Annotated in this window: 9 protein-coding genes; 1 reads left to right on the top strand and 8 read right to left on the bottom strand. The window is 58.2% G+C overall.

Translation table 11 applies throughout. The features are described from left to right. From NW818_RS09750 to pflB, 8 genes are all read right to left on the bottom strand, one after another. The coding region (locus NW818_RS09750; protein ID WP_414424438.1) for a sulfate/molybdate ABC transporter ATP-binding protein at positions 1 to 474 on the bottom strand (474 nt) is incomplete at its 3' end. Between the two features lie 174 nt (positions 475 to 648). Beyond that, positions 649 to 1,758 (bottom strand): sulfate ABC transporter substrate-binding protein, encoded by a 1,110-nt coding sequence (locus NW818_RS09745; protein ID WP_238376847.1) that lies wholly within the window; start codon positions 1,756 to 1,758, stop codon positions 649 to 651. A 153-nt stretch (positions 1,759 to 1,911) separates the two neighbouring features. Further along, positions 1,912 to 4,698, bottom strand: coding sequence for a GNAT family N-acetyltransferase (locus tag NW818_RS09740; protein ID WP_414424437.1), 2,787 nt, complete (start codon positions 4,696 to 4,698; stop codon positions 1,912 to 1,914). 10 nt (positions 4,699 to 4,708) lie between these two features. After that, entirely contained in the window at positions 4,709 to 7,339 is a 2,631-nt protein-coding gene (adhE, locus tag NW818_RS09735) for a bifunctional acetaldehyde-CoA/alcohol dehydrogenase (protein ID WP_414424436.1), read from the bottom strand. 92 nt (positions 7,340 to 7,431) lie between these two features. Then, positions 7,432 to 7,842, bottom strand: coding sequence for an OsmC family protein (locus NW818_RS09730; RefSeq protein ID WP_414343934.1), 411 nt, complete (start codon positions 7,840 to 7,842; stop codon positions 7,432 to 7,434). Between the two features lie 182 nt (positions 7,843 to 8,024). Further along, complete coding sequence (gene pflA / locus NW818_RS09725) at positions 8,025 to 8,774, bottom strand: pyruvate formate-lyase-activating protein (RefSeq protein ID WP_414402581.1); 750 nt, start codon at positions 8,772 to 8,774, stop codon at positions 8,025 to 8,027. A 225-nt stretch (positions 8,775 to 8,999) separates the two neighbouring features. Next, complete coding sequence (locus NW818_RS09720) at positions 9,000 to 9,404, bottom strand: pentapeptide repeat-containing protein (protein WP_414424435.1); 405 nt, start codon at positions 9,402 to 9,404, stop codon at positions 9,000 to 9,002. Positions 9,405 to 9,491: 87 nt separating this feature from the next. After that, on the bottom strand, positions 9,492 to 11,798 hold the full coding sequence (gene pflB / locus NW818_RS09715; protein ID WP_414424434.1) for a formate C-acetyltransferase: 2,307 nt from the start codon (positions 11,796 to 11,798) through the stop codon (positions 9,492 to 9,494). Between the two features lie 413 nt (positions 11,799 to 12,211). Between pflB and NW818_RS09710 the strand changes: the two genes are divergently transcribed. Next, entirely contained in the window at positions 12,212 to 13,288 is a 1,077-nt protein-coding gene (locus NW818_RS09710) for a VOC family protein (RefSeq protein WP_414350063.1), read from the top strand. Positions 13,289 to 13,423: the final 135 nt, after the last annotated feature.

Genomic DNA, 13,423 nt, shown 5'->3' with positions numbered 1-13,423 from the left:
CTCATCCAACAGCAACACCTGCGGCTCCACCGCCAAAGCGCGGGCTAGGGCCACCCGCTGCCGCTGCCCCCCAGAGAGTTGAGAGGGGTAGCGATCCCCGAACCCCGATAGCTGCACCAGCTCCAGCAGCTCATCCACCCGTGCCCGAATCTCGGCCCGTGAAGCCTTGCGGATCTCCAAGCCAAAGGCAATGTTCTGCCGCACCGTCATGTGCTTGAACAGGGCGTAGTGCTGAAAAACAAAACCAATGTTGCGCTCCTGGACGCTGGCATGGGTGGCATCCCGCCCGGTGAGGGAAATCCGCCCCGTATCCGGCTTTTCTAGGCCGGCAATCAGGCGCAGCAGGGTGGATTTGCCAGAACCCGACGGCCCCAACAAGGCCACCAGGGATCCCGTAGGAATGGTGAGATCGGTGGGGTGAAGGGCCTGAAACTCGCCAAAACGCTTCGATACCCCTTCGATGGTGATACCCATAGGTTCTGCCTAGCTAGTGGTTTGCCTGAGAAGTTGCTGGATGGTTGCCGGCTGAGTCTTCTGGAGAGGGTGAGGGAAGTTAAACCCGCGGCTAATCTACGGTAAACCTGTCAACAAACCGTTGATACAGCTCCCAAGATAACTTGAATGGGGATCCAAAACAAGGGAGACTCCCTACAACTGAGCTTGGATGCGGTCAAACAAGGCCCCATCGGCAAAAAAGCGGCTTTGGACAACCTCCCATCCGCCCAGGTCGGCGACGGTAACCCGCTTCTCAACAGGAGGGTAACGCCAGGCAAACTCTTGGGCCACTGTGGGTTCTACCGGGCGAAAGCCCACCTCGGCAAAAGCCCGCTGCGCTTCTGGGGTGAATAGGTAGTCCACAAAGGCTTCGGCCACGGCACGGGTGCCTTTGCGATCCACATTGGCATCCACCACGGCTACGGGGTTGTCGATGGAAATGTTGGGATCCGGCACCACATAGAACAGGGATTGGCCGCGCAGGCTGGCCAAGATCACCTCATGTTCGTAGGTGAGCAGGGCATCCCCTTGCCCTTTTTGGAAAAAAACATCGGTGGCCTCTCGTGAGTCCCGCGGCAAAATGCGGACATTCTTGTAGACCTGGGTGGTGAAGGCCAGAGCCTGGGGTTCAGGGACAGCGCTCCAGAGGGCTAAAAAGTTCCAGCGGGCGCCCCCTGAGGTCTTGGGGTTGGCGGTAACCACCTGCAAGCCGGGCCGAGCCAGATCTTGCCAAGAGCGGATCCCCTGGGGGTTGCCCTCCCGCGTTACAATTACTGCCACCGAACGGGTAACGATCCCTTGGTTGGGGGTACGGGCTTCCCATCCCGGCTGGATGAGACCCGCAGCCACGAGGCGCTCCACATCCAAAGCCAGGGCCAAGGCCACCACATCGGCATCCAGCCCGTCAATAACTGCCCGCGATTGCGTTGCCGAGCCGCCGTAGCTGCTTTCTACGCGCACCCGTTGCCCCGTTTTCGCCAGCCAATCGGCCTCAAAAGCAGGGATGATCTGCCGGTAGGCATCCCGCGTCACCGCAAAGGAGGCCAGGAGAATCGCTACTTCCTCTCTGGATCCCCCTGAGCCCATACCGCTGACACAACCACTGAGGCCAAGAAGAAGGCCAAAAATTAGGGATCCCATCCCCAGCCACCGCCCCATGCTCACCGGCAGCCTGCGGATCCCGGCCCCAACTCTCCCAGACCAGACCACCTCGATTGCTGAGGGGATCCCCCATTTGTTCGCAGGTGTCCCTTCAGTGTTCATAGCAATCCCCAAAAACTTCTCCTCCTCCTCAGAGGGAGTCCGCCCTCACCCCCAACCCCCCTCCCAAAAGGGGAGGGGACAAGCGCCAGGACTCTTCCCGTCTTATTCTACGGTAAGCCAGTCGGTAAACCGTTTTTAGTTCTCTGGGGATCTCTAGGGGGAGCAGGTGGCGAGGATTGGCGGATCGGAGATTAAAGCCAGAGCAGCCTTGAGGATCCCAGGATCCTCTGGAGAAGGGTGCAACTGGAACCCCAGCCGCTGACACAGGCGGCGCATCGCCTCGTTTTCGCAAAGAACCTCGCCGGTGAGGTGCTGGATCCCTTCGCAGCGGGCCACCTGAATGAGGCGGGTCAACAGCTCTGTGCCAATCCCTTGCCGTTGGTAGGGATCCGCCACCAGCATGGCAAACTCTGCTTCTTGGGGAAAGCCATGTTTTCTGGAGAGGCGGCTGATGCCGAGGATTAAGGACTTCGTCCCGCTGACGCGATTGGCCTCTGGCTCCTGTTTTTCTGCTACTAAGGCAATCTCGCGGTCGTAATCGTTAAAGCAAATGCGGGTAAGGCGCTCGTGGGCGATGCGGGCGCTGTATTTGATCGGGTGGAAGTAGCGCAGATAGACGCTGTAATCGGAGACGTGGCGGTGAAAATCGATCACCAAAGGCTCGTCTTCAGGGCGAATGGGGCGAATGGTGATGCCGTCCCGGAAGCTCCAGATGTACTGGGTGGGGTAGGGGCGGATGGCCAAGGGCACCTGGGGATCCTGCTCGGTTCGCAAAATGACGCGGGCATCCAAAGCCAGCAGGCCCTCGCTGGAAGCCAGCAGCGGATTGATGTCGATCTCTTTAATCTCCCGCTGCTCGGCCACCAGTTGGCTAAAGCGCACCAAGAGCTGTTCCAGGGCCTCCAGATCGACGGCTGGGCGTCCGCGTACCCCCCTGAGGGCTTTGTAGATGAGGGTGTTTTCCATCAGACGCCGCGCCAAGGTGGTGTTGAGGGGGGGAAGGCCGATGGAGCGATCTTGAAACACCTCCACCAGTTGTCCGCCACTGCCAAACAGCAACACCGGCCCAAATTGGGGATCCTGGCTGCTGCCCAAGATCAGCTCGTAGCCATCCGTGTCCACCATCGGCTGCACCGTGACCCCCTGGAAGTGCTCCGGCCCCGCTTTCTCGCTGACGTTGCGGAGGATTTGCCCGAAGGCCCGGCGCACCGCCTCAGCATCGGGCAGGTTGAGCTGCACGCCGCCCACATCGGTTTTGTGGGTGAGGGTGTGGGAGTAGAGCTTCACCACCACTGGGTAACCCATGGCCTCGGCAGCTTCCACTGCCGCTTCGGGACTCTCAGCCACCCGCGTCGGCACCACGGGGATCCCGTAGGCGGCCAGGATTTCCTTAGATTCGACCTCCGTGAGAAGCGTGCGGCCTTCCCGCCTCGCCTGGGCAAGGGTTTGCTGCACTTTTTCCTGCTCCACTGGCCTGGTGGGAGCCAGGGTGGGGGTTTCGTAGAGGGCCTTGAGGTTGTCACTAAAGCGCCACAAGTAGCTAAACACCCGCGCCGCCTGGTCGGGGTAGCGGTAGGTGGGGATCCCGGCCTGGTTGAGGATCTGCTCGCCGGCATCCACCAGGGCTCCCCCCATCCAACTGGCCAGGATGGGTTGGCGGGATCCGCTGCGCCGCCAGGTCTCCACCACTTTCTCAGCCGTGGCCGTGGGATCCGTCATGGCTTGGGGGGTGAGAATGACCAGGCAACCCTGGCTGCCGGGATCTTGCAACACCACTTCCAAAACTTGGGCAAAGCGCTCCGGATCGGCATCCCCCAAAATGTCAATGGGATTGCCGTGGCTCCAGTGGGGGGGCAAGAGCTGGTTAAGCTGCTCCAGGGTTTGGGGGGAGAGCTGGGCCAGGGATCCCCCGGCGCGGATGAGGGCATCGGTGGCCAGCACCCCTGGCCCGCCGGCATTGGTGAGGATGGTCAGGTGAGGGCCCTGAGGACGGGGCTGTTTGGCCAGCACCTCCGCCAGGTCGAAGAGATCTTCAATGTGATCCACCCGCAGCACGCCGCAACGGCGGAAGGCCGCATCCAAAACCGCATCGCTGCCGGTGAGGGAGCCCGTGTGGGAAGCGGCTGCTTGGGCTGCCGCCTGGGTGCGCCCCGCCTTGATGACAATGATGGGCTTGCTCAGGGCCACCTCTCGGGCCGCCGACAAAAAAGAGCGAGCATCCCCGATGGATTCCATGTATAGGACGATGCTATGGGTATGGGGATCCTCGCCCAGGTAGTCAATCAGATCTCCCCAGCCCACATCCAGCATGGATCCCAGAGAGATAAAGGCGCTGAAGCCCACATTTTCCTGCAGGCTCCAGTCCAGGATCGAGGTGCACAGGGCCCCACTTTGGCTGATGAAGCCCACATTGCCGGGCCGGGCCATCTGGGCAGCAAAGGTGGCGTTTAAGCCCGTGTGGGGGTTTTGGATCCCCAGGCAGTTGGGGCCAATCAAGCGCAGCTTCCCAAGGACTCCGTCCCGCTGACGCGATTGGATAGTCTGCTGAATTTGCTTCTCCAGCTCCCAGCCAGCAGGGCCCGTTTCCTTGAAGCCTGCTGAAAGAACAATGGCGCCCTTGACCCCGGCTTCTACGCACTCCTGCACCACCTTGGGCACCCCCGCTGCCGGAATGGCGATAATGGCCAGATCCACCGGCTCCGGCAGAGCGGACAGCCGCTCGTAGGCCCGGATCCCCAACACCTGGTGCCGCTTGGGATTGACCGGGTAAACCGTGCCGCCAAAGGGGTGGCTAATGAGGTTCCACAACACCGTCCGCCCCACGCTGCCCTCCCGCTCCGTGGCCCCCACCACCGCCACCGAACGGGGCAGAAAAATGGGATTCAGGGGATGGGATCGGGCCCTCCAGATATCCACACTGGGATCCAGTCGTTGCCACATACCCTACTCCTTAGGCCAACACTGGTTCCGGCTGGTGGTAGAGGGCAGAATCCACCCGGCAGCCCCGATAGGCCAAAACGTACAGCTCCTTCATGTCTTGAATGAGGGGATAGCGGGGGTTGGCGCCGGTGCATTGGTCGTCAAAGGCTTGCTCCGCCATCGCCTCCAGACGGTCGTAAAACTCCCGCTCTTTCTCCCCCAGGGCCTCGCGAATGGTGGCCGGGATCTCCAGTTTCCGCTTGAGCTCTTCGATGGCCTCGATGAGGCGCATGACCTTTTCATCGTCATCCGCCCCGCCCAACTGCAGGTAATCGGCAATTTCAGCGTAGCGGTGTTTGGCGTTGGGATAGCGGTATTGGGGAAAAATGGCCTGCTTAAAGGGGGCGTCGGTGGCGTTGTAGCGGATGACGTGGGTAATCATCAGGGCATTGGCCAGGCCGTGGGGCAGATGGAAGGTGGATCCCAGCTTGTGGGCCAGGGAGTGGCACACCCCCAAAAAGGCGTTGGCAAAGGCCATGCCGGCAATGGTGGCGGCGTAGTGAACTTTTTCTCGGGCTTCTGGATCTGCAGCACCTTTTTCATAGGCCCGCGGCAGGTAGGTCATGAGCAGCTTGATGGCTTGTAATGCCAGCCCATCGGTAAAGTCGCTGGCCATCACCGACACATAGGCTTCCAGAGCATGGGTGAGGGCATCGATGCCGCCGTAAGCTGTTAGCTTCTTGGGCATCTTTAAGGTGAGATCCGGATCCACAATGGCCATGGTGGGGGTGAGGGCGTAGTCCGCCAGGGGGTATTTGATCCCCACCCGGTCATCGGTCACTACGGCAAAGGGCGTCACCTCGGATCCCGTGCCGGAAGTGGTGGGGATGCAGATGAGCTGAGCTTTTTGCCCCAGTGGCGGCAGCTCGTAAACCCGCTTGCGGATGTCCATAAAGCGCATCGCCAAGCCTTCAAACTCCACCTGGGGCTGCTCGTACATCAGCCACATCACCTTGGCCGCATCCATCGGGGATCCCCCACCGACCGCAATAATCACATCCGGTTGAAACTGGCGCAACTGCTCCAGACCGCGATTGACGTTGCTGAGGGTGGGATCCGGCTCTACATCGTGGTACACATCCCAGCTCACGCGAATCTCATCCAAAACCTGGGTGATGGGATGCAATATGCCCAACTCAAAGAGCGGCTTATCGGTCACCAAAAAGGCGCGTTTTTTGCCGGCCAATTCCCGCAGAGCAATAGGCAGACATCCGGGCTTGAAGTAAACCTTGGGCGGGATCCGAAACCAGAGCATGTTTTCCCGACGTTGGGTTACCGTTTTAATGTTGAGCAGGTGGCGCGGCCCCACATTCTCGGAGATCGAATTGCCTCCCCAAGTGCCACAGCCCAAAGTCAGAGAGGGATCTAGCTTGAAGTTGTAGAGATCCCCAATGGCCCCTTGTGAAGAGGGAGTGTTGATCAAGACTCGACCGGTTTGCAGGGCATTTTCAAAGTAGGCAATATCGTCCCGATTGGCGGGATCTGTGTACAAAACAGAGGTGTGTCCCCGCCCGCCGAAATTGACCAGTTGGACAGCAACATCTACGGCGCTGTGGAAATCGTTGGCGCGGTAGAGGGCCAGAACAGGGGCCAATTTTTCGTAGGAGAAGGGCTCCTCCGGCCCCACCTTCTCCACTTCCCCAATCAGCAGTTTGGTGCCTTCGGGTACCTGGATACCGGCCAGGGCAGCGATGGTCTGCACCGACTGGCCCACAATGGCCGGATTGAGGCGACCGTCTTTGAGAAGGATGCGGCGCACGGCTTCGATTTGTTCCGGATCCAAAATGTAGGCCCCCCGATGGCCGAACTCGGCCTTGACCTGCTCGTAGATGGCATCCACCACCACCACTGCCTGTTCTGAGGCACAGATCATGCCGTTGTCGAAGGTCTTGCTCAACAAAATCGAGCTGACAGCCATGGGAATATCGGCACTGGCATCGATCACTGCCGGGGTATTGCCCGCTCCCACCCCCAAAGACGGGTGGCCCGAAGAGTAGGCCGCTTTAACCATGCCAGGCCCGCCGGTAGCCAAGATCAGCTTCACCTCAGGATGCTGCATCAAAGCCTGGGACAACTCGATGGTGGGCTCATCGATCCAGCCAATGAGCCCCACGGGAGCACCCGCTGCCTCGGCGGCTTCCTTAACCACTTTGGCTGCGGCAATAGTACATTTTTTGGCGCGGGGATGAGGGGAAAAGATAATGCCGTTGCGGGTTTTGAGGGTGATCAGAGCCTTGAAAATTGTCGTCGAGGTAGGGTTGGTTACCGGCACAATACCTGCCAAAAGCCCTACTGGTTCAGCAATGCGCTCGTAGCCAAAGCTCTCATCCCGCTCGATAACCCCGCAGGTTTTCTCGTGTTTGTATTTGTTGTAAATGTATTCCGAGGCAAAGTGATTTTTGATCACCTTGTCCTCCACAATACCCATGCCGGTTTCCTGTACCGCCAGCTTGGCCAACGGGATCCGTTCGTTGTTGGCAGCCAGAGCGGCTCTGTGAAAAATCCGGTCTACCTGTTCTTGGGTGAAAGTTGCGTATTCAGCTTGGGCAGCCTTCACCTGTTGGATCAGGGTTTCCAACTCGGCTAGATGGGTCACTGGCATCGGTGGATCCCTCCAAAACTCATCAAGACTTAGACGATAGGAACAATTGACAATCGGATAGTTGGAAATAGTCGAATAACCCGAATGGCAATCTAGGCGCCAACAGGAGCAGGAACTTGGATTTCGGTGGTCAGGGTGGGGGGATGGGTGAGCGTATTGTGAATGATGCAGGCATCAACTGCTTTTTCCAGCCCCTTTTGATGCCTTCCGTCCAGCGGGATCCCAGTTTTTACACGAATGTGAATGTTGTCTAGGCGAGCCGGATGCTCAACTTTCTCCGCCGTGACCACCACCTCTAGTCCACTGGGATCCAACTGCCGAGCTTCCAGATATTTGACGGCATAAAAACCAACACAGGCGCCCAGAGAAGCCAGAAACCATTCCGGCGGCGTCATTCCCTGATCTCGACCGTGATTGTCCAAAGGCTGGTCGCTGAGAATGCGGTGCCCTCGGCTTTCCGCTTGGAACTGAACACCATCGCGGTAGGTGACGCAAACTTCCATTGGGGATCCCTCCTCTTGGGGTATTCTTCAGTTCACATAGAGTCCGTAAAGTTAGCCTGGGGATCAACTTGGATTCCAGTCAGCTCAGGGCCAATCTGGAGACGGTGCAGAGATTAACTGTGAATCACTTCGGATCTAAGCGTGACCTGGCTATGCTGACCCAAGCCGCAACTGCAGAATTGTCAAATAGCCACCAGTCCTTGATCCCGAAAGATTTGTAAGGCGTGATTCACCTGTTCGGGTGTGGGTGGATCGACATCGGCAAGGGTGTAAGGCAATCCCAATTGCTGCCATTTGTATTCCCCCATCTTGTGAAAGGGCAAAACTTCCACTCGCTCCACGTTGGATAAGGTGGCCACAAACTCGGCCAGACCCTTAATGTTTTCCTCGGGATCCGTCAAGCCGGGAACCAGCACAAAACGAATCCAGGTAGGCTTGTGGATCTGGTCTAAATAGCGGGCCAGATTAAGAGTGGGTTCTAGCGAAACACCGGTGACCTTTCGATACAGCTCCGGCAGATAAGACTTGATATCCAGCAACACCAAATCTGTATGCTCCAACACAGGCTTGGCTGCTTCCAGTTGCCCATAGCCAGAAGTATCCAAAGCCGTGTGCAAGCCCAACTCATGACAGCGACGGAAGATCTCGGCCACGAAGTCAGGTTGCAGCAAAGGCTCTCCCCCGGTAACCGTAACTCCCCCCGCTCGCAAGTAATTCTTGTAACGTTGGATCTCGGCAATTAAAGACTCAACCGTAACAAGCTGTCCCGCCTCCGGATCCCGACAGTCAGGGTTGTGGCAATACAAACAGCGAAGTGGACAACCCTGTGTAAAAATTACGAAGCGGATTCCTGGCCCATCGACGGTGCCACAGGTTTCCACCGAGTGAATGCGCCCAGCAATTGGTGTCAGGGGGTTCATAACGGTATCCATACTTTTATCCTGGATGACTTTTGCAAAATATCAATCAATCTTGAGGTTTTCTTCCAGATTACTAACTCAGGTTAAATAGAACACAGTTTCTATTTCTCTTTGGATTAGGTTGGGACTAGATTTTTTTAGATCCCTAGGGTCTTTTAGCTAGACCGCTGCTATCCTGGCTGGAAGGGAGAAAGGGGGATAAAAAGCCGAAAGGGCAGCTTGGGGATCCCACCCAGCTCAGACCGATGGGTCGTGTGGGCTAGGCACGGAGGTATCCACCGTGATGCCGTGCAGGCGGTGGGCCTTGGGATCGAAATCCTTCGGGAAATGGGTATAGGCATCGAAATCTGCGTGATCCAACAAGGCTCCTTCTAAGAGCGCCCCTCGGAAATTGCTGCCAAAGAGGAGACATCCCCGCAAATCGGCTCCCGATAGGTTAGCTCCGCTGAAGTCGGCAAAACTGAGATCGCACCCCCGCAAATTAGCCCCCGCCAAGTTGGCCCCACTGAAATCGGCATAGCTGAGATCGGCGCCAGCCAAATGGATCCCCTGCAGCTCAGCCCCCTGCAAATCGATCTCCCGAAAATCGCGCCGTCCTGAGGCATACTGGCTGACCAGATCCGCAGCGCTACAAACAGTCATGATCATCGGGCCTCCTCGGTTATCGATGGGGGATCCCTTCCATCGACCCCGGTATGGGCGGACTTCAGGGATCCCCAGGCTGGTCTTTTAGCAGTGTTGATGGAACGTGCGGTTAATGACATCCAGTTGCTGCTCGCGGGTGAGCTTGATGAAGTTCACCGCATAGCCGGAAACCCGGATGGTGAGCTGTGGGTAGAGCTCCGGGTGCTCCATGGCATGCAGCAGGGTCTCGCGGTTGAGAACATTGACGTTGAGGTGGAAACCGCCATCCCGCATGTAGCCATCCAGCAGCCCCACTAGATTGGCAACCCGCTCCTCCGCTGTGCGACCTAGGGCCGCCGGCACAATCGAGAAGGTGTTGGAGATCCCATCCAGAGCGTCGTCGTAGGGCAGCTTGGCCACCGAAGCCAGCGACGCCACCGCCCCCTTGGTGTCCCGGCCGTGCATGGGGTTGGCCCCTGGGGCAAAGGGCTCGCCCGCTCGCCGCCCGTCGGGGGTGTTGCCGGTTTTCTTGCCGTAGACCACGTTGGAGGTGATGGTGAGGATGGACTGGGTGGGGATGGCATTGCGGTAGGTCTTGTGCTTGCGCAGCTCGGCCATGAAGGTCTGCACCAGTTGCACCGCAATGGAGTCAACTCGGTCGTCGTTGTTGCCGTATTTGGGGAAGTCGCCCTCCACCGCGTAATCCACCACTAGGCCCCGCTCATCCCGGATGGCCCGTACCCGCGCGTATTTGATGGCGGATAGGGAGTCGGCTGTTACCGACAGGCCGGCCAACCCAAAGGCCATGGTGCGCAGCACGTCCCGGTCGTGCAGGGCCATCTCCAGGCGCTCGTAGCAGTACTTGTCGTGCATGTAGTGGATGATGTTCATGGTGTTGACGTAGGTTTTGGCCAGCCAGGCCATCATCTGCGCCATGCGCGGCCACACCTCGTCGTAGTCCAGGACATCGGCGGTGATGGGGGCGAAAGCAGGAGCCACCTGCTCGCCGGAGATCTCATCCCGACCGCCGTTGATGGCATAGAGCAGGCACTTGGCCAAGTTCACCCGCGCTCCAAAAAACTGCATCTGCTTGCCGATGCGCATGGCCGACACACAGCAGGCGATGCCGTAGTCATCCCCCCAGTAGGGGCGCATCAAGTCGTCGTTTTCGTACTGGATGGAGCTGGTTTCAATGGAGACCTTGGCGCAGTAGCGCTTGAAGGCTTCCGGCAGCCGCTCCGACCAGAGCACGGTCAAGTTGGGCTCGGGCGCTGGGCCAAGGTTGTAGAGGGTATGCAGCATGCGGAAGCTGGTTTTGGTGACCAAAGGCCGCCCATCTAGGCCCATGCCGCCGATGCACTCGGTAACCCAGGTGGGATCCCCGCTGAATAGCTCGTTGTACTCGGGCGTGCGCAAAAACCTGACCATGCGCAGCTTCATAACAAAGTGGTCAATGAGCTCCTGGGCCTCTTCCTCGGTGAGGATCCCGGCCTGCAGATCCCGCTCGATGTAGATGTCCAGGAAGGTGGACACCCGCCCCAAGGACATGGCCGCCCCGTTTTGCTCCTTGACGGCTGCCAGGTAGGCCAGGTACAGCCATTGGATGGCTTCGCGGGCGTTGGCTGCCGGACGGCCCAGGTCAAACCCGTAGCGGGATCCCATCTCTTTCAGCTCTTGTAGGGCTTTAATCTGCTCGGAGAGCTCCTCCCGCAGGCGGATGGTCTCTTCGTCCATCGTGTCCAGGTCTAGGCTGGCTTTTTGGGCCTGCTTGTCTTCGATGAGCCGATCCACCCCGTAGAGGGCCACCCGCCGGTAGTCCCCAATGATGCGACCCCGACCGTAGGCATCGGGCAGGCCGGTGATGATCCCGGAGCGGCGGCAGCGGCGCATCTCTTCGGTATAGGCGTCAAAAACGCCGTCGTTGTGGGTTTTGCGGTACTGGGTAAAAATTTCCTTGGTGCGGGGATCCAGCTCGTAGCCATAGGCTTTGAGGGAAGACTCCACCACGCGGATGCCGCCAAAGGGCATGATGGCCCGCTTCAGGGGTTTGTCCGTCTGCAGCCCCACAATTTGTTCCAGCTCTGGGTCGATATAGCCAGGGGCGTGGCTGGTGATGGTAGAGGGAACGGCAGTATCGGCATCTAGGATCCCTCGCTCTCGCTCCAGAGCCATCAAATCCTTGACCTTGGCCCACAGCCGCTGGGTGCGCTCGGTGGCTGCAGCTAAGAAGGTTTCATCACCGGCGTAGGGGGTGTAATTGCGCTGAATAAAGTCTCTGACGTCGATGGAGCGCTGCCAGGATCCCGGCGCAAAATCGCTCAAAACTTTTTGACCGGCTGCGTTGGATCCTGTCCTTGGTTCCGCCTTCAATTCTGTAGGTGATGCTACAGAACGCTGCACACTGGCAACCATAACAATCCTCCCGGCTATTACGCCTGATAATCTATCGACAGGGCGAGGCAGCACCCCGGCCTTTGCCCCACGCAGGCTCTAAAAGAGAGCTAAAGAACCAATAGATCTCTGCAAGGCTTATAGGGATCCTACGAAGGGCTTTTAGCAACTCTTCTGTTTCTTTTTTAGGCGTTCTAAATACACCTCGCCTGATTTAATTTTAGTCCCTTGCGCTCTGAGGATATTTTCGGTTGCGTGATTTTTTAATCTTATTTTCATCCTATTTTTTAATGCTGTTTTAATATCTTCTTAACGTTGTTTTACGCTTTTCCATCGGCAAATGGCGGGCCTATGCTGAGGTAGGACGGCCCAGGTCGTCTGTTGCCGTGAGAACGTCAGGATACTCGGCCTTTACCTTAGCAGTGCCTTGCTCTATGAACCAGTCCAATCGAATCGTCCAAGGGATCCATCACCTGCACTTCTATCTTTGGGATCTGCCCCGTTGGCAGGAACACTTTTGTCAAGTTTGGGGCTTCCGAATGGAAGGACAGCTCGGCAGTACCCTCTGTCTGCGTCAGGGATCCCTGCGCTTGCGCCTATCTCAGCCGGCTCACGCCGGGGATGAGGTGGATCGCTATTTGCAGCAACATTCGCCTGGGGTGGTGGATGTGGCCTTGGCGGTGGAGGAGCAAGAGCTGTTGGGCTTGGCAGAGCTTTTGCAGAGGCGAGGAGCCCAAGTGGAGTGGATCCCGGCAGAAGACGAAGGCTGCCCTGCTCTGTGCCTGCGCACTCCTTATGGACTCAGGCATTCTTTGATCCCCAGCTCAGGGATCCCCGATTCAGCTCCCGCCGAGGAGAACCTGTTTTCCCACTGGGATCACCTGGTATTGAACGTGGAGCAGGGATCCCTGCAGGCAGCGGCAGATTGGTATGGGCAGGTGCTGGGTTGGCGGTCTCTGTATCGCTATAGCATCCGCACCAACACCTCTGGCCTAGAAAGTGTGGTGGTGGGAGATCCTGAAGCCGGGATCCAGTTGGCCATCAACGAGCCCACCTGTGCCGCTTCCCAGATCCAGGAGTTTTTGGATGCCCATCATGGCCCTGGCCTGCAACATGCGGCGTTGCACAGCTCAGATGTCTTCGCCAGTGTGCGCCGGCTGCGACAGGGAGGCGTAAACTTTCTGCAGGTGCCACCGGAGTACTACACAAACCTGGCAAGGGAGCTGGCCTCTGGAGCAGTACTCCCTTCTGGTGGGTTGCCCACCATCTCCTGGCACGACTTGGTGGAGCAGCAGCTCCTTTTGGATACCACCTTGCCTGCCTCTGATTCCCGACACCCCCCCCTGTTGTTGCAAACCTTCACTCAGCCTCTGTTTGGCCGGCCCACGTTTTTTTTCGAGGTCATCCAACGGTTGGGTGGAGCCACAGGCTTTGGCGAAGCCAACTTTCAAGCCCTGTTTGAAGCTCTAGAACGCCAACAGCGACAACGGCAGCAAGCCCTGGTCTGCTAACACCCTTGTTCTAGGGATCCAGTGGGAGCACCAGGGGAATGTCTCCAGTTAATCAACACGATTGATTGCCCCTGAGTTTCCAGCCAATATTCGGGTATGCGGAAGGCGTTGACATCCTCCCCGGCCTGAAGGCCG

It is taken from the genome of Synechococcus sp. R6-5 (assembly GCF_047461775.1).
Classification (GTDB): Bacteria; Cyanobacteriota; Cyanobacteriia; order Thermostichales; family Thermostichaceae; genus Thermostichus.
The sequence above is the reverse complement of the archived record's forward strand: the minus strand, read 5'-3'. Positions and strand labels throughout refer to the sequence as shown.